The organism is Acinetobacter sp. 18QD2AZ41W (assembly GCF_009829025.1).
GTDB classification, from domain to species: domain Bacteria; phylum Pseudomonadota; class Gammaproteobacteria; order Pseudomonadales; family Moraxellaceae; genus Acinetobacter; species Acinetobacter pseudolwoffii.
The window spans coordinates 1-23,350 of sequence record NZ_WURP01000003.1; the positions used below are offsets into that span (position 1 = coordinate 1).

General features: G+C 44.1%; 20 protein-coding genes, 1 tRNA gene and 1 pseudogene. 16 read left to right on the plus strand and 6 right to left on the minus strand.

Translation table 11 applies throughout. The annotated features are described in order from the left end of the window. From GVV58_RS05930 to rplL, 8 genes and pseudogenes are all read left to right on the plus strand, one after another. Positions 1–123 (plus strand): annotated as a pseudogene (locus tag GVV58_RS05930) (elongation factor Tu); the annotation flags it as partial. Between the two features lie 52 nt (positions 124–175). Beyond that, a tRNA-Trp gene (locus GVV58_RS05935) sits at positions 176–251 on the plus strand. Between the two features lie 74 nt (positions 252–325). Beyond that, the gene (gene secE, locus GVV58_RS05940) at positions 326–766 is read left to right on the plus strand and encodes a preprotein translocase subunit SecE (protein ID WP_005095267.1); all 441 of its coding nucleotides are present in this window, start codon (positions 326–328) and stop codon (positions 764–766) included. A 7-nt stretch (positions 767–773) separates the two neighbouring features. Further along, on the plus strand, positions 774–1,307 hold the full coding sequence (nusG, locus tag GVV58_RS05945; RefSeq protein WP_004278615.1) for a transcription termination/antitermination protein NusG: 534 nt from the start codon (positions 774–776) through the stop codon (positions 1,305–1,307). Between the two features lie 119 nt (positions 1,308–1,426). Continuing rightward, complete coding sequence (gene rplK / locus GVV58_RS05950; protein WP_004278614.1) at positions 1,427–1,855, plus strand: 50S ribosomal protein L11; 429 nt, start codon at positions 1,427–1,429, stop codon at positions 1,853–1,855. A 3-nt stretch (positions 1,856–1,858) separates the two neighbouring features. Continuing rightward, entirely contained in the window at positions 1,859–2,554 is a 696-nt protein-coding gene (rplA, locus tag GVV58_RS05955; protein WP_005095271.1) for a 50S ribosomal protein L1, read from the plus strand. Positions 2,555–2,854: 300 nt separating this feature from the next. Next, positions 2,855–3,361, plus strand: a complete 507-nt coding sequence (gene rplJ, locus GVV58_RS05960; protein WP_005095272.1) for a 50S ribosomal protein L10 — start codon at positions 2,855–2,857, stop codon at positions 3,359–3,361. A gap of 48 nt (positions 3,362–3,409) precedes the next feature. Beyond that, positions 3,410–3,775 carry a 50S ribosomal protein L7/L12 gene (rplL, locus tag GVV58_RS05965; protein ID WP_005095274.1) on the plus strand — a complete coding sequence of 122 codons (366 nt, stop codon included), beginning with the start codon at positions 3,410–3,412 and terminating at the stop codon, positions 3,773–3,775. A 63-nt stretch (positions 3,776–3,838) separates the two neighbouring features. Here rplL and GVV58_RS05970 read toward each other — a convergent pair whose 3' ends face one another. Beyond that, positions 3,839–4,090, minus strand: a complete 252-nt coding sequence (locus GVV58_RS05970; RefSeq protein ID WP_034608820.1) for a hypothetical protein — start codon at positions 4,088–4,090, stop codon at positions 3,839–3,841. Here GVV58_RS05970 and rpoB point away from each other — a divergent pair. From rpoB to GVV58_RS05985, 3 genes are all read left to right on the plus strand, one after another. Continuing rightward, positions 4,084–8,172 carry a DNA-directed RNA polymerase subunit beta gene (gene rpoB / locus GVV58_RS05975; RefSeq protein WP_005095277.1) on the plus strand — a complete coding sequence of 1,363 codons (4,089 nt, stop codon included), beginning with the start codon at positions 4,084–4,086 and terminating at the stop codon, positions 8,170–8,172. The two genes, GVV58_RS05970 and rpoB, sit on opposite strands and share 7 nt — an antisense overlap. Before the next feature lie 177 nt (positions 8,173–8,349). Continuing rightward, positions 8,350–12,540 (plus strand): DNA-directed RNA polymerase subunit beta', encoded by a 4,191-nt coding sequence (rpoC, locus tag GVV58_RS05980; RefSeq protein WP_005173031.1) that lies wholly within the window; start codon positions 8,350–8,352, stop codon positions 12,538–12,540. A gap of 211 nt (positions 12,541–12,751) precedes the next feature. Next, positions 12,752–13,117, plus strand: coding sequence for a hypothetical protein (locus tag GVV58_RS05985; RefSeq protein ID WP_005095281.1), 366 nt, complete (start codon positions 12,752–12,754; stop codon positions 13,115–13,117). 57 nt (positions 13,118–13,174) lie between these two features. On the opposite strand, the gene GVV58_RS05990 is transcribed toward GVV58_RS05985, so the two are convergent. Further along, positions 13,175–13,669 (minus strand): DUF4442 domain-containing protein, encoded by a 495-nt coding sequence (locus GVV58_RS05990; RefSeq protein ID WP_205668332.1) that lies wholly within the window; start codon positions 13,667–13,669, stop codon positions 13,175–13,177. Positions 13,670–13,786: 117 nt separating this feature from the next. Here GVV58_RS05990 and GVV58_RS05995 point away from each other — a divergent pair, with 117 nt between their 5' ends. The 5 genes from GVV58_RS05995 to htpG all read left to right on the plus strand — a co-directional run bounded on the left by GVV58_RS05995 (position 13,787) and on the right by htpG (position 19,669). Beyond that, the gene (locus GVV58_RS05995) at positions 13,787–14,662 is read left to right on the plus strand and encodes an alpha/beta fold hydrolase (RefSeq protein ID WP_100355509.1); all 876 of its coding nucleotides are present in this window, start codon (positions 13,787–13,789) and stop codon (positions 14,660–14,662) included. Positions 14,663–14,762: 100 nt separating this feature from the next. Next, positions 14,763–16,127, plus strand: a complete 1,365-nt coding sequence (locus tag GVV58_RS06000) for a Na+/H+ antiporter NhaC family protein (protein WP_005173021.1) — start codon at positions 14,763–14,765, stop codon at positions 16,125–16,127. Positions 16,128–16,458: 331 nt separating this feature from the next. Continuing rightward, positions 16,459–17,064, plus strand: coding sequence for an OmpW family outer membrane protein (locus GVV58_RS06005; RefSeq protein ID WP_159516169.1), 606 nt, complete (start codon positions 16,459–16,461; stop codon positions 17,062–17,064). A gap of 182 nt (positions 17,065–17,246) precedes the next feature. Then, the gene (locus tag GVV58_RS06010; protein WP_005095291.1) at positions 17,247–17,591 is read left to right on the plus strand and encodes a lysozyme inhibitor LprI family protein; all 345 of its coding nucleotides are present in this window, start codon (positions 17,247–17,249) and stop codon (positions 17,589–17,591) included. A gap of 158 nt (positions 17,592–17,749) precedes the next feature. Then, positions 17,750–19,669, plus strand: a complete 1,920-nt coding sequence (gene htpG / locus GVV58_RS06015; RefSeq protein WP_159516170.1) for a molecular chaperone HtpG — start codon at positions 17,750–17,752, stop codon at positions 19,667–19,669. Between the two features lie 428 nt (positions 19,670–20,097). On the opposite strand, the gene GVV58_RS06020 is transcribed toward htpG, so the two are convergent. The 4 genes from GVV58_RS06020 to GVV58_RS15455 form a co-directional block, all read right to left on the minus strand. Beyond that, the gene (locus GVV58_RS06020) at positions 20,098–21,219 is read right to left on the minus strand and encodes a hypothetical protein (RefSeq protein WP_005095296.1); all 1,122 of its coding nucleotides are present in this window, start codon (positions 21,217–21,219) and stop codon (positions 20,098–20,100) included. A gap of 92 nt (positions 21,220–21,311) precedes the next feature. Further along, positions 21,312–22,706 carry a hypothetical protein gene (locus GVV58_RS06025; protein WP_005095298.1) on the minus strand — a complete coding sequence of 465 codons (1,395 nt, stop codon included), beginning with the start codon at positions 22,704–22,706 and terminating at the stop codon, positions 21,312–21,314. A gap of 9 nt (positions 22,707–22,715) precedes the next feature. Then, on the minus strand, positions 22,716–22,895 hold the full coding sequence (locus tag GVV58_RS06030; protein ID WP_005095300.1) for a hypothetical protein: 180 nt from the start codon (positions 22,893–22,895) through the stop codon (positions 22,716–22,718). Positions 22,896–23,162: 267 nt separating this feature from the next. After that, complete coding sequence (locus tag GVV58_RS15455) at positions 23,163–23,330, minus strand: hypothetical protein (RefSeq protein WP_171063334.1); 168 nt, start codon at positions 23,328–23,330, stop codon at positions 23,163–23,165. Positions 23,331–23,350: the final 20 nt, after the last annotated feature.

A 23,350-nucleotide genomic window follows, 5' to 3' on the forward strand; every position in this document is an offset into this window, starting at 1 on the left:
GACAACGTTGAGATGTCAGTAGAGCTAATCCACCCAATCGCAATGGACCCAGGTCTACGTTTTGCGATCCGTGAAGGCGGTCGTACAGTGGGTGCTGGTGTAGTTGCTAAAGTAACTGCATAATCATAGAATAAGATAAACGGGTTGGGGTTTCGGCTCCAACTTGTTATTTTGCAGGTCAGTAGTTCAATTGGTAGAGCGTCGGTCTCCAAAACCGAATGTTGGGGGTTCGAGTCCCTCCTGACCTGCCAAGTTTTGAAAAAGACGCTTGATGTCGGCAAAATTGGTCATATAATAAGTCGCGAAACCTACGACGAGTACAAAAATGTCGAATGAAAAATCACGCGACGCATTAGGCGAAGCGGCAATTCCTCAAAGAAATAATCCTGCAGTAGATGTAAGTTCTGGTTCTCCATTAGACATGGTTCTATGGGTTATCGCCTTGATTTTATTGGTTGGTGCAATGATGGTAAACCAATATTTACCAGCATACTGGGCCCCTGCGAATGATATTTGGGTGCGTGTTGGGGTGATTTTGGCTTGTATCGTTGCAGCATTCGGTTTATTATACGCCACCCATCAAGGCAAAGGCTTTATTCGTCTGCTGAAAGATGCACGAATCGAGCTCCGTCGAGTGACCTGGCCTACCAAGCAAGAGACTGTGTCCACATCTTGGCAAGTTCTTGTTGTAGTCGTAATTACCTCCATTGTTTTATGGTGTTTCGATTATATTTTAGGCTGGTTAATCAAGTTTATTATCGGGTAAGAGAGCTATGAAACGTTGGTACATTATTCATGCCTATTCAGGTTATGAAAAACAAGTAATGCGTTCGCTTAATGATCGAATCCAGCGTAGCGCTGTTGCCGATAGCTTTGGTGAAGTCCTGGTTCCTACCGAAGAAGTGGTAGAAATGAAGGATGGCAAGAAACGTAAATCAGAGCGTAAGTTCTTTCCTGGCTATGTTCTAGTCGAAATGGAAATGAACGATGATACTTGGCACATTGTTAAAGAATGTCCGAAAGTTTTAGGCTTTATTGGTGGTACGGCGGAAAAACCGGCACCAATTACGCAAAAAGAAGCCGATGCGATTCTTGCGCGTGTACGCAATACTGGTGAAGCACCTCGTCCTAAGACGATGTTTGAACCAGGCGAAGAATTACTCGTAGTTGACGGTCCATTCACAGACTTTAAAGGTGTGGTGGAAGAAGTTCAGTACGAAAAGTCACGTTTAACGCTGACCATTAATGTATTTAACCGTCCAACTCAAGTTGAACTGGAATTTCGTCAAGTCGAAAAATCAGTTTAATTGGTTTGGGTTGAAAACGCCTGATTTGCGTGCAAATCAGGCATTGTTGTTGTAACGGTATCGTTACTTGAAATCATTGGGGAGCCTTCACCGGCGTTTGCACCCAGAGGTAATTTGAAATGGCTAAGAAGATTGACGGCTATATCAAGCTGCAAGTTCCAGCTGGTAAAGCGAATCCATCTCCACCGATTGGTCCTGCACTAGGTCAACGTGGTGTGAACATCATGGCATTCTGTAAAGAATTCAATGCTGCGACACAAAAAGTTGAAGCTGGTCTACCAATTCCAGTCGTGATCACTGTGTACAACGACAAGTCGTTCACATTCATCATGAAAACTCCACCTGCTGCTGTTCTTCTTAAGAAAGCTGCTGGTATCCAGAAGGGTTCAGCTGTACCTAACAAAACTAAAGTTGGTAAGTTGACTCGTGCTCAAATCGAAGAAATCGCGACTACTAAAGAACCAGATTTGACTGGTGCTGATTTAGACGCACGTGTACGTACCATTGCTGGTTCTGCGCGTTCTATGGGCTTGGAAGTGGAGCTTTAAGACATGGCTAAATTAACTAAACGTCAAAAAGCGATCGTAGCTGCTGTAGAAGCGCACAAAGTTTACACGCTAGAAGAAGCTGTTGCAGTTTTAGAGAGCCTTCCAGCTCCTAAATTCAAAGAATCTTTGGATATCGCGGTAAACCTAGGTGTTGATCCTCGTAAATCTGACCAAGTTGTTCGTGGCGCGACTACACTTCCTGCAGGTACGGGTAAAACTGTACGTGTAGCTGTATTCGCTCAAGGCGCTGCTGCTGAAGCTGCTAAAGCTGAAGGCGCAGACGTTGTTGGTTTCGATGATCTTGCTGAAAGCATCCAAGCGGGTAACCTTGACTTTGACGTTGTAATTGCTGCTCCAGATGCAATGCGCGTTGTAGGTAAACTTGGTACGATCCTTGGTCCACGTGGCTTAATGCCAAACCCTAAAGTGGGTACGGTAACTCCTGACGTAGCAACTGCAGTTAAAAATGCAAAAGCTGGTCAAGCACGTTACCGCGTAGACAAGGCGGGTATTATCCACGCTGCGATCGGTCAAGTAGGTTTCACTGCTGAAGCTGTTCGTTCAAACGTTGAAGCGCTCGTTGCTGACTTGAAACGTTTAAAGCCTGCGACTTCTAAAGGCGTATACATTCAAAAGATCACTTTGAGCTCAACTATGGGTCCTGGTTTGATCGTTGATGTAGCAAACGTTTCTAAATAAGTCTCGACTTATACAGAATTTTAAAGCCCTGAGTAAGTTTTAAAGCACTGCTTTAAAACTTACGCAAGAAACGCTCCGTCGTATTTTGCAAACTTAGGCAAACTTTGAATTGATAAATGAAAATTTATCAGCGTCAAAGACCGCGGGCGAGGGGAGTTTTATGCTTCGCTCTTAATCGTCCAGCCTGCGTAGACGCGGTGGTGTGATTTGTTCATCCTCCGCGTGTTAGTCCAGTGATGGATTAACGAATTGGGAGTGTACTTCGCGTAAGTACATAAATCACCGTTAGGAGGTTTTACAATGGCTCTTCTTATCGAAGGCAAAAAACAGATCGTAGCTGAAGTAACTGAAGTTGCTTCTACTGCATTTGCTGCTGTTGTTGCTGACTATCAAGGTTTAACTGTTGAGCAATTAACTGCTCTTCGCGTTGAAGCTCGTAAACTAGGTGTTCACACACGTATCGTGCGTAACACTTTGGCTAAACGCGCTCTTCAAGATACTCAATTCAATATCTTGAACGACAACCTTGTTGGCCCAACAATCTTAGCTTTCTCGACTTCTGAAGACGACATGGGTGCTGCTGCACGTTTGTTCGAAGAATTCGCTAAAACTAATAAAGCATTTGAACTTAAAGCTGCTGCATTTGATGGCAAACTTTATCAAGGCGAAGAAGTTAGCGTTATCGCGAATCTTCCGAACCAAGAGAAAGCGCTTACTATGCTTGCAAACGTTCTTCAAGCTCCTATTTCGAAATTGGGCCGCTTACTTACAGCGCTTCAAGAGAAAAACGAGTCAGAAGCTGCTTAAGCTCAAACTTACACACACATCATTCAATACCCATTTGGAGTTAATCTCATGGCTTTAACAAACGAAGAAATCCTAAACGCAGTTGCTGAAAAAACTGTTCTTGAACTTGTTGAACTTATTTCTGCTTTCGAAGAGAAATTCAACGTTTCTGCTGCTGCTGTAGCTGTTGCTGCTGGTCCTGCTGCTGCTGCTGCTGAAGAGCAATCTGAATTCAATGTTGAATTGACTTCTTTTGGCGCAAACAAAGTTGCTGTAATTAAAGCAGTTCGTGAAGCAACTGGCCTTGGCTTGAAAGAAGCTAAAGACATGGTTGAAAGCGCTCCTACAGTTCTTAAAGAAGGCGTTTCTAAAGAAGAAGGCGAAGAACTTAAGAAGAAACTTGAAGAAGCTGGTGCTACAGTTACTCTTAAGTAATAGCTTAAGGGAGCCGGTTTTTTTATAATCAGCTCCAAAAATTGGCTGATGGCTCTTGGGTCATCAGCCTTTTTGCGTTACAATAATCGGCTCGATTTTTGTTTGCATGATATAAAAATCATACAAATTAAAAATAAACATAATGAACAAACGTTTACCAATATTTTTCAGTAAAAAAATATTGATAAGCGTTTTAATACCACTAAAAATTGCAGCATTTGTAAAGAGTGGTGGCCATATCGGCCAGCGTAATTCCTTCTGAGCCCGTTCTGCAGGCGGGCTTGGTTTACACTTTCCGAGGACTCCAGATGGCATACTCATATACCGAAAAGAAACGGATCCGTAAGAATTTTGGTAAATTGCCTAGCGTTATGGATGCTCCGTACCTGCTCGCGATTCAAGTCGACTCGTACAGAACGTTCTTACAAGATGGCAAATCACCAAAAAACCGCGAAGATATCGGTCTCCAAGCCGCATTTCGTTCAGTTTTTCCTATAGAAAGTTATTCTGGCAATGCTGCTTTAGAATTTGTTGAGTATAGTCTTGGTAAGCCTGAGTTTGATGTACGCGAATGTATTCTTCGTGGCTCAACTTATGCAGCACCAATGCGTGTAAAAATTCGTTTGATCCTGAAAGATCGTGAAACGAAGTCAATTAAAGACGTACGTGAACAAGAAGTCTATATGGGCGAAATGCCATTGATGACGGATAACGGGACCTTTGTAATTAATGGTACCGAGCGTGTAATCGTATCTCAATTACACCGTTCACCAGGCGTATTCTTTGACCACGATAAAGGTAAGACTCACTCAAGTGGTAAAGTCCTTTATTCAGCGCGTATCATTCCTTACCGTGGTTCATGGTTAGATTTTGAATTCGATGCCAAAGACCTAGTCTATGTACGTATTGACCGTCGTCGTAAATTACTTGCGACTGTGGTGCTGCGTGCGCTGGGTTATAGCAACGAAAACATTCTCAACATGTTCTACGAGAAAGTCCCTGTGTATCTTGACATGGGTAGCTATCAAATTGACTTGGTGCCGGAACGTCTGCGCGGCGAAATGGCACAATTTGACATCTTGGATAAAGATGGCAAGGCAATCGTTGAACAAGGTAAACGTATTAACGCGCGTCATGTACGTCAAATGGAAGCTTCAGGTCTTGAAAAACTTGCAGTGCCTGATGAGTATTTGTATGAGCGTATCACGGCTGAAGACATCGCATTAAAAGATGGCGACGTGATTGCTGCAAATACCGTATTGAGCCATGAAGTCATGGTGAAAATTGCAGAAGGCGGCGTGAAGCAGTTTAATGTTCTGTTCACCAATGATATCGACCGTGGTTCATTCGTTGCAGATTCTCTACGTGCAGATACTACGACCACTCGTGAAGAAGCATTAGTAGAAATCTACAAAGTCATGCGTCCGGGCGAGCCACCAACCAAAGAAGCAGCTGAGAACCTGTTCAATAACCTGTTCTTCTCTTCTGAGCGTTATGACTTGTCTCCAGTCGGTCGTATGAAGTTCAACCGTCGTTTGGGTCGTCCTTATGAAGTGGGTACAGACCAGAAGTCGCGTGAAGTTGAAGGTATTCTCTCGAACGAAGATATCACTGATGTATTGAAAACATTAGTTGAAATCCGTAACGGTAAAGGTGAAGTCGACGATATCGATCACTTGGGTAACCGTCGTGTTCGTTCTGTGGGCGAAATGACAGAAAACCAATTCCGTGTCGGTCTGGTTCGTGTAGAACGTGCTGTTAAAGAACGTTTATCTCAAGCTGAAACAGACAACCTGTCTCCGCAAGATCTAATCAATGCGAAGCCTGTTGCTGCTGCAATCAAAGAATTCTTTGGTTCAAGCCAGTTGTCTCAGTTCATGGATCAAAACAACCCGTTGTCTGAAATCACGCATAAGCGTCGTGTATCAGCACTTGGTCCCGGTGGTTTGACGCGTGAACGTGCGGGCTTTGAAGTACGTGACGTACATCAAACGCATTACGGTCGTGTATGTCCAATTGAAACGCCGGAAGGTCCAAACATTGGTTTGATCAACTCGCTTTCTGTATATGCTAAAGCGAACAACTTCGGTTTCCTGGAAACGCCTTACCGTAAAGTAGTTGATGGCCGTGTAACCATGGACATTGAATACCTGTCTGCGATTGAAGAAGTGGGTACTGTGATTGCACAGGCCGATTCTGCAGTAGATGCTGATGGTAATTTATTAGAAGAAGTTGTATCTGTACGTCACCAAGGTGACTTCGTACGCATGCCGCCGGAAAAAGTAACGCATATGGATGTATCTGCTCAGCAGGTTGTATCTGTGGCTGCGTCACTGATTCCGTTCCTTGAACACGATGATGCCAACCGTGCATTGATGGGTTCAAACATGCAACGTCAGGCTGTTCCTACGTTAATCGCTGACAAACCACTCGTAGGTACGGGTATGGAAGCGAACGTAGCACATGACTCTGGTGTATGTGTGATCGCTCAGCGTGGTGGTCGTATCGAGTTTGTTGATGCATCTCGTGTCGTGATTCGTGTGAACGAAGAAGAGATGATCGCAGGTGAGGCAGGTGTAGATATCTATAACCTGATCAAATACACCCGTTCAAACCAAAACACCTGTATCAACCAGAAAGTTCTGGTGAACCTGGGCGATAAAGTGGGTCGTGGTGACGTATTAGCTGATGGTCCATCGACTGATGGCGGTGAGCTAGCGCTTGGTCAAAACATGCGCGTCGCATTCATGACCTGGAACGGTTATAACTACGAAGACTCGATCTTACTTTCAGAGCGTGTACTTCAAGAAGACCGTTTAACCTCGATTCATATCCAGGAATTGTCATGTGTCGCACGTGATACTAAGCTTGGTGCTGAAGAAATCACGGCCGATATCCCGAATGTGGGTGAAGCAGCGCTTTCTAAACTTGATGAATCAGGTATTGTTTACATCGGTGCTGAAGTAACAGCAGGTGATATTCTTGTTGGTAAAGTGACGCCTAAAGGTGAAACGCAGCTAACGCCGGAAGAAAAATTGCTTCGTGCAATCTTCGGTGAAAAAGCAGCTGACGTTAAAGATTCATCTTTACGCGTTCCATCTGGTACCAAAGGTACTGTGATTGATGTTCAAGTGTTTACACGTGATGGTCTTGAAAAAGACGAACGTGCTCAAGCAATTGAAAAAGCTCAGCTTGATGCTTACCGTAAAGACTTGAAAGAAGAGTTCAAGATCTTTGAAGAAGCAGCACGTGAACGTGTAATTCGTTTGTTGAACGGTCAAGAGTCGAATGGTGGCGGTACCACTAAACGTGGCGACAAACTGTCTGAAGACGTGTTGTCTGGTTTAGAGCTTGTTGATCTTCTTGAAATTCAACCGGTTGATGAAGCAATCGCTGAACGTCTAACGCAAATTCAAGTGTTCTTGAAAGAGAAGAGCTTCGAAATTGACGAGAAATTTGCTGAGAAAAAACGCAAACTTTCTACAGGCGATGAGCTGACCACTGGCGTATTGAAAGTAGTTAAAGTTTATCTTGCGGTAAAACGTCGCATCCAGCCGGGTGATAAGATGGCCGGTCGTCACGGTAACAAGGGTGTGGTATCAAACATCTTGCCGGTAGAAGACATGCCACACGATGCCAATGGTGTACCTGTTGATATCGTACTGAACCCGCTGGGCGTACCATCGCGTATGAACGTGGGTCAGATTCTTGAAACTCACTTGGGTATGGCTGCCAAAGGTCTTGGCGATCAAATCGACAAGATGATGAAAGAACAGCGTACTGTACTTGAGCTTCGTGATTTCCTGGACAAGATTTATAACAAAGTTGGTGGCGAGCAAGAAGATCTTGACAGCTTGACTGATGAAGAAATCTTGAAACTTTCTGGTAACTTGCGTGCTGGTGTGCCTTTGGCAACACCTGTATTCGATGGTGCTGAAGAAGGTCAGATCAAAGAATTGTTACAACTTGCAGGTCTATCAAGTACTGGTCAGACAGTATTATATGATGGTCGTACTGGTGAGCGTTTCGACCGTCCAGTAACTGTAGGTTATATGTACATGCTGAAACTGAACCACTTGGTTGATGACAAGATGCATGCGCGTTCAACTGGTTCTTATTCTCTAGTCACGCAACAGCCGCTGGGTGGTAAAGCACAATTCGGTGGTCAGCGTTTCGGTGAGATGGAAGTCTGGGCACTAGAAGCTTACGGTGCAGCATATACGCTACAAGAAATGCTGACTGTGAAATCGGATGACGTTGAAGGTCGTACCCGTATCTACAAGAATATTGTAGATGGTAACCATTATATGGACCCGGGTATGCCTGAATCGTTCAACGTATTGACCAAAGAGATCCGTTCTTTAGGTATCAACATTGAACTGAAAAATGGTGACTAATTAGTTCCATTGAATCTCCCTTGCGAAGCAGTGCTTCTCACCTCTTTAAGAAAGAGGTGAAAGTCCCCCTTTATAAAGGGGGATTTAGGGGGATTCTTGGGATTCCCAATTCAGTTAAAAACAATATTTGTGACCCAGTCGAGAAGTGAAAATCTCCTCGACACACGGAGAAAAAAATTGAAAGACTTGCTCGATATCATGCGCAAAAAGACGGATTCAGACGGTCATGCTCCTGTAGAGTTTGACCGCATCCGTATTGGTCTTGCGTCACCAGAAATGATTAAGTCATGGTCTCACGGTGAAGTTAAAAAGCCAGAAACCATTAACTATCGTACGTTCAAACCGGAACGTGATGGTTTGTTCTGTGCCAAAATCTTTGGTCCAGTAAAAGATTACGAATGCTTGTGTGGTAAATACAAGCGTATGAAATACAAAGGCGTCATTTGTGAAAAATGTGGCGTTGAAGTAACAACTGCGAAAGTTCGTCGTGAACGTATGGGTCACATCGAGCTAGCTTCTCCAGTTGCGCACATCTGGTTCTTGAAATCATTGCCGAGCCGTATCGGTCTTCTTTTAGACATGACGCTACGTGATATCGAACGCGTATTGTATTTCGAATCTTATGTGGTTACCGATCCCGGTATGACCCCATTTGAGAAATACCAGCTTCTGAACGATGAAGAATACTTCAATGCGTTGGAAGAACACGGTGATGAATTCACAGCGAAAATGGGTGCAGAAGCGGTTCAAGACTTGTTGAAAGACATCGATCTTGAAGCTGAAATTGCGCGTCTTCGTGAAGAAATTCCTGTGACAACTTCAGAAACCAAGCTGAAAAAAGCCTCTAAGCGTTTGAAGTTGATGGAAGCATTCAACGATTCGAACAACAAGCCAGAATGGATGGTGTTGACTGTACTTCCAGTTCTGCCACCAGACCTTCGTCCGTTGGTACCACTTGAAGGTGGTCGTTTCGCGACTTCTGACTTGAACGATCTTTACCGTCGTGTGATTAACCGTAACAACCGTTTGAAGCGTCTTCTTGACCTTGCGGCGCCAGACATCATCGTACGTAACGAAAAACGTATGTTGCAAGAGTCTGTCGATGCATTGTTGGACAACGGTCGTCGTGGTCGTGCAATTACCGGTTCGAACAAGCGTCCGCTTAAATCTTTGGCAGATATGATCAAAGGTAAGCAAGGTCGTTTCCGTCAGAACTTATTGGGTAAACGTGTCGATTACTCAGGTCGTTCGGTCATTACCGTTGGTCCAAACCTGCGTTTGCACCAATGTGGTCTTCCGAAGAAAATGGCACTTGAACTGTTCAAGCCATTCATTTTTGCGAAACTACAAGCATCTGGTCAAGCAACCACCATTAAAGCTGCGAAGAAAATGGTTGAGCGCGAGACGCCAGAAGTTTGGGACGTTCTTGCTCACGTGATCCGTCAACATCCAGTGATGTTGAACCGTGCGCCAACACTTCACCGTCTAGGTCTTCAAGCATTTGAACCGATCCTGATTGAAGGTAAGGCGATCCGTCTACACCCACTCGTGTGTGCTGCGTTTAACGCCGACTTCGATGGTGACCAAATGGCGGTACACGTACCATTAACACTTGAAGCGCAGTTAGAAGCGCGTGCGTTAATGATGTCGACCAACAACATCTTGTCTCCAGCGAACGGTGAGCCAATCATCGTGCCGTCTCAGGACGTTGTCTTGGGCTTGTATTACATCACGCGTGATGCAATCAATGCCAAAGGTGAGGGCATGGTGTTCGCGGATACTCACGAAGTAAACCGTGCACTGGCAACAGGTCAGGTTGATCTACACGCTCGCGTTAAAGCACGTGTACACCAGACTGTCATCGATGAAGATGGCAACCGTGAACATCAAACCATTATTGTAGATACCACACCTGGTCGCTGCCTACTTTGGGAAGTTGTGCCTGAAGGTATGGATTTCCAGCAAATTAACGTTGAGATGACCAAGAAAAACATCTCTAAGTTAATTAACTCTTGCTACCGTAAATTGGGTCTGAAAGATACTGTTATCTTCGCTGACCAATTGATGTACCTAGGCTTCCGTCAGGCGACGCGTTCAGGTGTATCTGTCGGTATGGAAGACATGGTTATTCCACCGCAAAAACAAGTCATTATTGGTAAAGCGGAAGCTGAAGTTCGTGAAATCGAACAACAGTTCGAACAAGGTTTCGTAACTGCCGGCGAACGTTATAACAAAGTGGTCGATATTTGGGCGCGTACCAATGACCAGGTTGCTAAAGCGATGATGGACAACTTGTCTTTCACGACTGTTAAAAACAAACAGGGTGAAGACGAGAAGCAAAAATCATTCAACTCGATTTACATGATGTCTGACTCGGGTGCCCGTGGTTCGGCAGCTCAGATTCGTCAGTTGGCGGGTATGCGTGGTTTGATGGCGAAGCCGGATGGCTCGATCATTGAGACCCCAATTAAAGCGAACTTCCGTGAAGGTTTGACTGTACTCCAGTACTTCATCTCGACACACGGTGCGCGTAAAGGTTTGGCCGATACAGCACTGAAAACTGCGAACTCTGGTTACTTGACGCGTCGTCTGGTAGACGTTGCGCAGGACTTGGTGATTACCGAGCCAGATTGTGGCACCTTCGACGGTCTAGTAATGACACCATTCATTCAAGGTGGTGATGTTATCGAGAACTTGGGTGCACGAGTATTGGGTCGTGTGGTTGCTGAAGATGTGAAACGTGTCGGTACAGACGAAGTTCTGCTTCCACGTAATACTTTAATTGACGAGAAACTGGCAACGTTTATCGAAAGCCAAGGTGTCGACGAAATTAAAGTACGTTCGGTTGTAAACTGTGCGTCTACTTTCGGTGTATGTGCGAAATGTTACGGCCGTGACTTGGCGCGTGGTCATCAGGTGAACCCGGGTGAGTCTGTTGGTGTCATGGCAGCTCAATCAATTGGTGAACCAGGTACACAGTTAACTATGCGTACCTTCCACGTGGGTGGTGCTGCAAGCCGAACGTCTGCTGCAAACAGCGTACAAGTTCGTAACCAGGGTACAGTGCGTTTCCACAACGTGAAAACAGTACAACATGCCAAAGGTCACTTGGTATCGACTTCACGTTCAGGTGAGATCGGTATTGCGGATGATTTAGGTCGTGAGCGCGAGCGCTATAAACTGCCTTACGGTGCATCTATCTTGCTAAAAGATGGCGAAGCTGTAGAAGCAGGCGGTATCGTGGCGACTTGGGATCCGCATACACATCCATTGGTAACAGAAGTTGCAGGTAAAGTGCGTTTCAGCCAGATCGCTGATGGCGTGACCGTGACTTCGAAAACTGATGATGCAACAGGTATGTCAACCATCGAAATCTTGCCAGTGACTTCACGTCCTGCGTCAGGTAAAGATTTGCGTCCTGCTGTAGTGTTAGACACAGTTGAAGGCACTGAACAGTTCTACTTCTTGCCACAAAACACTATTCTTTCTGTCCGTGATGGCGAAACGATTGGTGTCGGTGACGTTATTGGTCGTGTACCACAAGAATCTTCACGTACCCGTGATATTACCGGTGGTCTACCGCGTGTAGCTGACTTGTTCGAAGCACGTAAGCCGAAAGAGCATGCAATCCTTGCAGAAGTATCGGGTGTTGTGAGCTTCGGTAAAGAAACCAAAGGTAAGAACCGTCTGGTGATTACACCGGATGATGGCTCTGAGATTTACGAAGAGCTGATTCCGAAATGGCGTACCATTAACGTGTTCGAAGGCGAACATGTGAACCGTGGTGAAACCATTTCTGATGGCCCACAGAACCCGCATGACATTTTACGTCTGAAAGGTGAAGTGGCGTTGACCAACTACATCGTGAACGAAGTTCAGGACGTATACCGTCTGCAAGGTGTAAAAATCAACGACAAGCACATTGAAGTCATCGTACGTCAAATGCTGCGTAAAGTGGATATCACTGATGGTGGCGATACCAGCTTCATCAAAGGCGAACAAGTGGATTACATCCGTGTTGTACAAGAAAACCAAGCAGTTCTTGCACAAAACAAGTTCCCTGCGAAGTTTGAACGTCTGTTGATGGGTATTACCAAAGCGTCGCTTTCGACTGACTCGTTCATCTCTGCTGCATCGTTCCAGGAAACCACACGTGTGTTAACTGAAGCGGCTGTAACAGGTAAAGAAGATGACTTACGCGGTCTGAAAGAAAACGTGGTTGTAGGTCGTCTGATCCCAGCGGGTACAGGTTTGGCTTACCATCTCGAGCGTCGTCGTCAAGAAGCAGAAGCTGCAGAATTTGAACTGCACAATGACTTCTCTGATGTTGATCAAGCTTTAAGTCAAGCATTTAACGAAGAATTCTAATTCAAGTTAAAGCTAAAAAAGAGACGCCTTCGGGCGTCTTTTTTGTCTTAAATACATAAAAATTAAAAGCTAATTAAAGGCTAAACAGCGGAATAATCCATTGATACTTACAAAACTCAGCAGGAATACCGAGAGAAGTAACACGCTCCATGTTTTAGTTTTATAAAATGAAGATAAGCTAAATTAAAGTATGAAAAGGAAGGCCAAAGTCATGAAAAAATTAATGGGTGTGATGGCAGTTGCAACTCTCTCCACCTTTATGCTGGCAGGTTGTGAAAGTATGTCTGCCAATGAGCAGCGTATCGGTGCTGCCGCTTTAGGTGGTGCAGTCGGTGGTGGTGTGGGTAATAGTGTCGGGGGTGGTCTTGGTTCTGCAGTCGGTGGTGGTGCAGGCGCAGCCGTAGGAAGTAAGTCCCAAGGTGGCTCAAACCGTAATGCAACCTATAGTGGTGTCGGCGGTGCTGTAGGCTCAGCTGTAGGTAAAAGCATATTCGGTGGGAATGCTGGTGCTGCGATTGGTGGTGCAATCGGTGGTGGCGCAGGTGCTGCGATCGAACAGGATAACCGCCGTCGTTAAGTCTGCACTGACTTTAAATCGATTCAGATCTAAAAGCGCCCATGTGGCGCTTTTACCTTATCCAGTTTTTTGAATTTTTCCTTTGCTTTGTTTGCGCCGGATATAAACCGTTTTTTGTACTTCGGCAATTCGAACGCCAGCCTCATCATAGATATTGAGCTGGTAATGGCGATATACCGGTGCATAGTCAGCAGCCAGGTCAATAATAGTACTGACTTCTTCAGCAGAGATGCGCACATCAGCAAAGACGGTGCCGCGACCCGGTGCTAAAAACTGGATACTCGCGCCCTTATCCCAGACGATATATTTCGGCCCTAAATGATGCATCAGTAAGAGCATATAAAATGGATCGACCATTGAATATAAGCTGCCACCAAAATGGACGCCGACAATATTCTGGTTTTTACGGGTCAGTGGCATTTTGACCCGAATGTGATAATGATTAAAATCAATTTTATCAATTTCGATGCCTGCACCACGATAGGGGGCATAGCGGTTCAGAATAAATTTTGAAACCAAAGGCAGTTTTTGAATTTTCTGGAATAGGCTCATGCTGACATTCTTTTTTCTTGTGTAGTTATGCATACTAGAGCAACAAAAATGCGCTGGCATTGATAAATTATTCCGATTTATAAACTATGCGGTCAATAACAACAACAGGATCAAAACATGGAAATGCAATGGGTCGATACCACGGATCAGCAGCGTCTTTGCGTTAAAACTTACGGACAGCCCACACGGCCGGCATTGGTACTGGTTCATGGCTACCCCGATCATCAAGCGGTTTGGGAGCCAGTCATTGCTTATTTGAGTCAGGATTATTTTGTTGTGAGCTACGATGTGCGCGGCGCAGGTGAGTCCAGTATTCCTCAAAAAATCTCGGATTACCGCTTGGCACGCTTAAGTCAGGATCTGGAAGAGGTAGTGAGCAAGGTATTGCCGAATCGTGGTTTTCATCTGGCAGCGCATGACTGGGGTTCAATTCAGTCTTGGGAATCTGTCACAGATTTAAGATTCAAAGGCCGAATTCTGTCTTATAGCACGCTGTCTGGCCCTTGTCTGGATCATGCTGCTTTCTGGATGCGCGAGCAGTTCAATCAAGACAAAGCAAAATTTTTAAAGCAAATGAGCAAGTCCTGGTATATCGCGGTATTTCAGTTGCCTTTACTAGCCCCCTTGGCCTGGAATTTTTTTAATCCGCAGCGCTGGGCCAAGATTGTCCGGCAATTAGAAAGACGGGACGATCTGCCGCTGAACCCGAAGATCGTCAAAGATGGCAAGTATGGGGTAAACCTGTATCGGGCCAATTTTTTACCGCGTTTGGCCCGACCACGGCAGCGCTTTGCCATCTGTCCGGTACAAGCGATTGTACTGAAATATGACCAGTTTGTCGGGCCTGATCTGGTCGATGAGATGGCAAAATGGGTCGATAATTTCTCTAAAGTGGAACTGGACGCCAATCACTGGGCAATTCTGAGCCAGCCAGAACAAGTGGCTCAATTAATTGATCACTTCATTCAGCGTCAATCTGCTGAAGTCGTTTAATCAGCCTCAGCACTGAACATGACTGCTGAAAGGAAAAGTGGCGGAATTTTTATCCGAATTTTCTGATAAAATAGCCGCTTTCTCTCTATTCCGATTCATTATGTTCGCAATTCTTGCTGCTATTGGAGTCATGTTCGGACTCTCATTGGCACGTGTACCTGTGGTTTTTGCCCTGGTCATTGGTGCTGTTACGGGTGGTTTACTGGCAGGTCTTGGCCTTCAGGGAACCTTGGACGCGTTTAACAATGGCTTGGGCGGCGGTGCCAAAATTGCCTTGGCTTACGGTATTTTAGGTGCATTTGCTTTGGCGTTGGCACGTTCAGGTTTGCCGGATTTGTTGGCGTATAAAATGATCAACACCTTAAAAGGTGAGGCTGATTTTAAAGCACAAAACCGGGTGAAATATCTGATCTTTTTTACAGTAGCCATTGCTGCGGTATTTTCCCAGAACGTGATTCCGGTACATATCGCCTTTATTCCAGTCCTGATTCCACCATTATTGACTGTATTTAACCATTTAAAGCTCGACCGTCGTTTGATTGCCTGTTTGCTGACCTTTGGTCTGGTAGGCACCTATATGCTGATTCCGGTCGGTTTTGGTGCCATCTTCCTGAATGACATTCTGGGTCATAACATCAATACTTTTGGTAAGCCATATGGATTTGAAATTAGCTATGACCAGATTCCATCTGCGATGGCAATTCCAGTATTCGGTATGTTTGTGGGCTTATTGGTGGCGATCTTTATTAGCTATCGCAAACCACGTCAATATCAAGATATTCATGTCCAGGAACAGCAAAGTATTTCCGCTGAATTGGGTGTGGCTGAGCAGGTTAAACCGCAGATTGCCAAATTTACCATCTGGATGGCCGGCCTTGCAGTTATTGCCACATTGGCGGTACAGCTTTATTCAGACTCGATGATTCTGGCCGGTCTGGTCGGTGTCGCAATCCTGAGTTGTGCCGGGATCTTTAAATGGAAAGAAGCGGATGATGTGATCATTACCGGTATGCGCATGATGGCGCTAGTTGGCTTTATCATGATTGCGGCACAAGGCTTTGCCGCGGTGATTGAAGCGACTAATCAGGTACCAACCTTGGTTGAAGCATCAGTAAACTGGATTGGTAATAGTCAGGCACTGGCCGCATTTCTGATGCTGTTGATTGGTTTGCTGATCACATTGGGCATTGGTTCGTCTTTCTCGACCATTCCCATTCTGGCGATTATTTATGTTCCGCTGTGTATCCAGTTTGGTTTTAGTCCGGCTGCGACCATTGCCATTATCGGGACTGCGGCGGCTTTAGGCGATGCCGGCTCTCCAGCGTCAGATTCAACTCTAGGCCCAACTTCGGGTTTAAATATGGATGGTCAGCATGACCATATGAAGGACAGTGTGGTTCCAACCTTCATTCACTTTAATATTCCGTTGATGATTTTTGGCTGGATTGCAGCCATGGTTTTGTAAGTCAATTTCAATCTGCTCTGATATCTATTGGAGCAGATTTATCTGAATTTAAAATAAATAATAAGATGTATTTAAAATATATGTTTAAATAAAAATTAATATAAACCTGATTATTTTAGTCTGAATAAATTCATGTTTATCTGATTAATATACCTGGTATTTAAAACCAACCAATCTAGTCAATTTAAAATAAATTACTTTTTAAATCAGTATGTTAAATAATAATTAAAAATTAGTTTTATAATCCTTATTGCATATTATTTTTCCTCGTGTTTATTATTAATTAAGATTTATTTTCTTAATAATTATTCTTCCTGTGGGGTATTTTAAAATGTTAAAGCAAGCTGCTCTAATTGCATTAATGGGTCTTTCTGCATCGGCAATGGCTGGCCAATGGCAAGTGAAGATGGGTGCCAGTTCTTTAGCACCATCAAGTGACACTGAAATTGCACCAGGTTTAGTCGTAGAAGCAGATCAAGAATATGGTTTTACGCCTTCGGTCGAATACTTCTTTAATGACAATATCTCGGCAGAATTATTATTGGCTACCCCGTTTAACCATGACATTTCTGCTCAGGGTCTAGGGAAAATTGCCAAGATTAAACATCTCCCACCCACAATTACTGCTAAATATCACTTTAAAAACTCTACACGTTTTACTCCATACGTAGGTTTGGGTGGAACAGCTTTTATTGCTTGGGATGAAGAAGGTGCAGCAAAAGACGTCAAAGAGGAATTTGGTGTTGCTGGACAAGTCGGTTTTAACTATCAACCGGCAGATGCTAAAAACTGGGGGGTATTTGCTGACGTGCGCTATGCAGATTTGAGTCCTGAAGTGACTTTAGATGATGCAACAGCTGCAGCAGTTGGAAAATCTAAATTTAATTTAGATATTGATCCTTGGGTTTACACGATCGGCTATAGCTATAAATTCTAAGCTTTCATATTTCTGGATTGATTTTCCAAAGGCCTCATCTTGTATGAGGCTTTTTTTTCAAAATAACAACGATTTATAACCTATTGAAATTGAGCAGATTGGCAATGTTCAAATATATTAAAACGAATAAAGTAAATATTAATTGAATACGACTTAATAATTGAATAATAAGGAAGATCAGCATGAGATTTTTAATGAAGAGTATTGTGATCTTCTGCGGCCTGTTGGTCGCACCTGCCTATGCCGCAAGTTTTGATTGTCAGAAAGCTGAAACCGTGACCGAAAAAGCCATTTGTGAACATCGTCTGCTTAATGATGCCGATGTCAAAATGAGTACCAGCTATCATATCTTACGGCGTATGGTTCCCATGGGCACGCGTTCAGTGATACAGCGCGATCAGGTCAAATGGTTGCAGTTTCGCGACCAGTGTCTGGAATCGGTCTCTTGCCTGAACCAAGTCTATAATATGCGTCAACAGCAACTGGACTTGCAGTTTCAGCGCATTTATAAGCTTGGGCCTTATTAAGTCTGACAGTCGGTCTGGCAAAGATTAAAACCCTGCCAGATCAAGTGCTCAAAAATATCTTGTGAAAAAATATACCACTGACTATTGAAAATTGAGGAACTCACTCCATTCATATAGGCAACAGTATTGACCTGTATTTAAAATAAAAGGAGTGATTAATGAGCGAGTCTAACGCACAAAAACATAGTTTCCAGGCTGAAGTGGCTCAGTTACTACATCTCGTGACCCATTCGCTTTATTCAAACCCTGAAATTTTTCTGCGCGAACTGATTTCGAATGCCTCGGATGCTTGTGACAAATTGCGTTTTGAAGGGATCAATCATCCCGAATTTTATGAAAATGATCCGGATTTACGCGTTCGTGTCAGCCTTGATGCAGAGAATAAAACCATTACCATTTCAGATAACGGAATTGGTCTAAGCGAACAGGAAGCCATTGATAATTTAGGCACCATTGCCAAATCGGGCACCAAAGACTTTATGTCTAAACTGACCGGTGACCAGAAGGCCGATGCCCAGTTGATTGGCCAGTTTGGGGTCGGTTTCTATTCCGGTTTTATTGTGGCAGACAAAATCACGGTAGAATCACGTCGTGCCGGTGCAGATGCATCTGAAGGTGTACGCTGGATTAGTGGCGGCACTGGTGAATTTGAAGTTGAGCAAATTCAAAAAGCAGGCCGTGGTACCGATATTATTCTGCATCTGCGTGAAGATGCGCTGGACTATTTGCAAAGCCATAAGGTTAAGCAAATTATTAATAAATACTCAGACCACATCAGCCTGCCAATCCAGATGCAAAAAGAAGTCTGGCAGGAGGAAGAAGCGGCTGAAGGTGAAACACCGAAAGGTGGCCAGTATGTCAAGACTGATGAGTGGGAAGCGATTAACTCGGCCAGCGCACTCTGGACACGGAGCAAGTCTGAAATTACTGAAGAACAATATGTCGAGTTCTATAAAAACTTAAGCCATGATTTCACGGCGCCATTGGCTTGGGCGCATAACCGGGTGGAAGGCAGTACTGAATATACCCAGTTATTGTATATTCCAAGCAAAGCCCCACATGACATTTTCACCCGTGAATCAAAAGCCGGCATCAAGCTGTATGTGAAACGCGTCTTTATTATGGATGATGCGGATAATCTGATTCCGAATTACCTGCGCTTTGTACAAGGCGTGGTAGACAGTGCCGATTTACCACTGAACGTCAGCCGTGAGTTACTGCAAGAAAGCCGCGATGTGAAAACCATCCGTGACGGGAATGCCCGCCGTATCCTGACGATTCTGGATCATCTGGCCAAATCTGAAGATGAAAAAGATCAGGAAAAATTCAAGACTTTCCATCAGGAATTTGCTTCAGTGTTGAAAGAAGGCCTGGGTGAAGATTTTGCCAACCGTGAACGTATTTTGAAACTGCTGCGTTATGCAACCTCGAACAATGATGAAGTCAGCACGTCATTGGCAGACTATAAAGCAGGCATGAAAGATGGCCAGAAAGCCATCTATTATGTGACTGCAGACAGCCTGAATGCTGCAAAGAATTCACCGCAGCTGGAACTGTTCAAGAAGAAAGGCATTGAAGTTCTGCTCATGACCGAACGCGTAGATGAATGGGCGATGAACTTCGTGAATGAGTTCGATGGCACACCGTTGCAAAACGTGTCTAAGGGTGCAGTTGATTTGGGCGATCTTCAGGATGCTGAAGAGAAAAAAGCACTCGAAGAAGCCGCAGCCCAGTTTAAACCGGTGGTCGAGAAGCTGACGGATTCACTCAAAGACAAGACCAAAGAAGTGCGCGTGACTACGCGTCTGGTCGATTCACCGGCCTGTCTGGTGACTGGAGAAGGGGAATTATCTCCACAATTAATCCGTATGCTGAAAGATGCAGGTCAGCCTGTACCGGATATGAAGCCGATTCTGGAAATCAACCCGGAACATCCTTTGGTGAAAAAACTGGATGGCTCAGCGCAGTTTGACGATCTGGCCAATGTGATCTTTGATCAGGCGGTGATTGCAGAAGGCGGATTACCAGAAAATCCTGCTGAGTATGTGAAGCGTATCAATAGCTTGTTGCTTGCTTAATACATGATGCTCTAAGCTAAAAAATCCCTCTACGGAGTAATGCCAGTCAGTTAAGGAATTGACTGGCATTTTCTTTTTCAAATTCATGATTATATCTGATAGATAGAAAAGTCATTCGCAACTGTTTAAGGCATGAGGTGTATTGCACTGCAAGATTTAAAAATGATTGTTTCTGCGACAAATTTACTAGTCGATGGTGGTTGACGAGTTTTGCGGTGAGGAGTGTTGCTTCGCAAGATGCCTTCCTTGCGAAGCTTCGCTTCTCATTTGGGCGAAACCAAAGTAACAAATTATTTTTAAGTATTTGATTTATAAATTTAAGACTCCGTCGTGAACGACTAAAAAGTTAAAGAGTCTATTTCTAAACTCCTTAACTGATCAGCATTACCTCTACGGAGGGATTTTTTAGCTTTGCACCGCGCTTGAGTTTAAAACAATGCCTCTAAACGCACCAAAGCACCAACATAGTGATCACGATCTTCGCGATGATCATTCAGATAGTTGAGGTCGGTCTGGACAAAAAACCATTCACGTAAAAAAGGCTGTCTCCAGGACACATACGGTCCCCAGCGATTCAGACGCAGATCCTTGTCATTTAGATAACCGCCAGTATAAATACCATAGCTAAAACGGTTGTCCTGAAAAAACTGATGTTGCCTAAAGGTATAGTTGTCCCAGGTCAGATCATCATCTTGATCATCTGCATAGGTCAGACTGAGCTGATTGGAAAAAAATGCCTGATTGGGACGGGCATGGATCAGTTCCAGATTGGTACGCAAATAGTTTTCACTTTGAATCCCGTAGCGATAAATCTGTTCGGCATGAAAAAAGTAGTCATTTTCCAGTGTCCAATCTTTACTGGCTTTGACGCGCAGGTAAATATCATCTCCGGAGCGTAAACCCAGATCCAGATCGGTTTCAAAAGGAATCCGGTCTGACCATTCCGACCAGCGTAAGGCGAATGAGCTGTTATCCTGGCGTGCGCGCTTGGTATCGAGACGCTTATCTCCAGATGTTGCCGGATTTTCATTGGTAATCGCGACATTACTGTCTAATTCATTGTCCAGACTGTCATCACCGAAGACCAGACTCAGCTTTTGTTCTAAGGTGGGAAGTTTGATTCTGCCACGGATACGGGGCTTAATCTCATAGCCCTCATATTCATCCCAGCGATTATCCAAAATGACACGCAGTGTGGCGGCAGCCGGCTGATCCGGATCAGTTTCACCAAACCAGTTATCAATTTTATGCGCAGTACGATCTGCCCATTCTCGGATGCTTTTCTGTTTCTGATCGGCCCATGAATGATTTTCCGTTTCTAGCGTTGGCGGGACGATGGCGGTATTCGACTGCTCTGGAAGAATGGTTGGTGTTGCATCAATCAAACGCGGAATTTGATCCAGAAGTCCTGAACGTGCCGGCTCAACACTCTCCGAGTTTTTTTCCTGGTCTGAAGAAGCATCTTTTACTGAATTTGCCCAAGACATGCTACTGCTGATTCCCATGCCAAGAGAGAGCAGGAAGATCTGAGTAATTCGATTTATTTGCATGAGATATTTATTACTCTTGTATTCTTTTATTCAGCTGTAGTTTTCTTAAATATAGCGATAAAAAGCAAGTTAAAGCTACAAAATAACAGCAATTATTCAATGATTTGAGTCTGAATTGCCTGATAAAGCTCCATGACCTGAATGGGTTGCGACATCATTAAAATAATCGTGTGAATTTTTTGCCAGTTTAGCTGTTGATCACGTTGCAGCAAGATAGATGGATAGGCCAGTTCATCCTCTGCGAGAGACAGGCGTTTTTCACCATGAATCACGCGTATTCGCTGATGTTCTTGCAATAAGAGTATCGGTGTAGAGAAATCCGCAAGGGCTTCCTCAAATGAGATAAATTTTTGTTTCTGAATCGAATCTGCCGGAATATAAGGATAATAATCGGGTTGTGTCCAGACTATTTCTGCTTGTTGCAAATAGGCTTTTGACAACAGATGCAATTGCGTGAAACCTGTACTTAATTGAGGCCACGACAGCGATTTAATCGCAGCAGCCTGATACTGATGCTGACTCAACCAATGCTCAATACAATAGTGCGCCTGTAATTGACTTGATGCACCCAAAAGCATCAGATATTTAATAAACTGGCCTTGCAGATTCAGCTGCTCCACCAAATAAACTTGGCGTGCCTGCCAGTGATCTTCTGCGGCATAATACAGCACAATATCCAGATAGGCTGGATGCCCGACATCAGGTTCCAATTCTAAAGCACAAAGCCGCTGGAGATTGGTATCTTCCGGAGTCAAAGGCTGAACCTGCGCAATCACGTCTCCCAGTTGAATCTCGGTGGGAAAATCGATCACTTCTGGGACAATAATTTTTTCCTGCACAATCGCAGTTTCAGTGGGTAATGGATGATCTAGATACTCAGACGTGGCCTGTATCTGAATGTGTGGTTCATCTGAATGATTTAAGCTTAATGAGTTGATTTTTGCTTTTTGTCGGCCACGATGATATCGAGTCGTTGCCGCCGCTTTTAAGCTGGCTTCTGCTTCATTCAGGGATAAGGCCGGTACAGTCAATGGAGGAGCCGCTTGCAGACCGGTTGTCAATTGTTGCTGTGACAGCCAGATAGAACATTGTTGTAACTCATTCCATTCACTGTTTAGTGCAGGATGCTTCGGTGCCGGAATTAGCCAGACCTGCCAGCCACGCTCAGGATGATGTAGAATTGCCCAGCCTATATCTGGCTGGGTATACAGTGCCTTTTCCAGAGCTGGAATTTCAGTGAAATAACCACAAAAACTTAGATGATAGGGGGTACTGGCGGAAAATTGATAGGCAGCAAGTTCAGGCTGGGTCTGGGCTTTAAACGCTAAAATCTGATTTTTAAAAATAGGTTCATCACAAAGATTAAAGATATCACGAATTCTTTTTTTGAAACGGGCCACGTCGTACAGAGGTAGAGCCTGATGCTCCAGTTGCTGGATCAATTCATGTAATTCCTTGACTAAGTGTGCTTTTTTTAAAGCGTTCATTTTATATCTCTAGATATGTTTTAGCGCTTTATCCAAAGTTTGGGCCAGCACCATATTCAGCGCCAACTCGATTAATTTGTATTCAGCAGAATGAGGATCTGTATGGCGTTCTGCCATTTCAATCAGAAAATCAATAGAAATGGACTGAGGTGAAATTTTGCCCTGCACCAATGCCTGAAGTCTGTTCATAACAATGCTTTTGTATTATCAGTATTTTTATATTGCTACAATTATATGCGTAGATCACATGAAATAGTGATTTATTTTAACTGTTTTATATTTATAAACTAGTAAATTTAATGACAAAAAAGCGATCAATATCAATGGAAAATAACAAAATATGAAATGATCGATAATTTTTAAAATACAGATTTTCTTCAGAGAGCAGCTAAATTAAATCGATATAAAAAAACAGGCTGAATCAATCAGCCTGTTTGCATAAAAACTTGTTGGGTATTAAGCAGTTTTTTCAGTTGCCGGCGTTGCAGTTTCTGTATTTACAGTTTCAGCAGGTGCTTTGCTTGCCGGAAAGTCTGGCAGATAAACCACTTGTGCCATTTGCGCTGATGCTTGAACAGAAAAAGCCATAACAGTTGCTGCGAAAGCAAATTTAAGAGCATTCATGGGACGACCTTTAATATCAG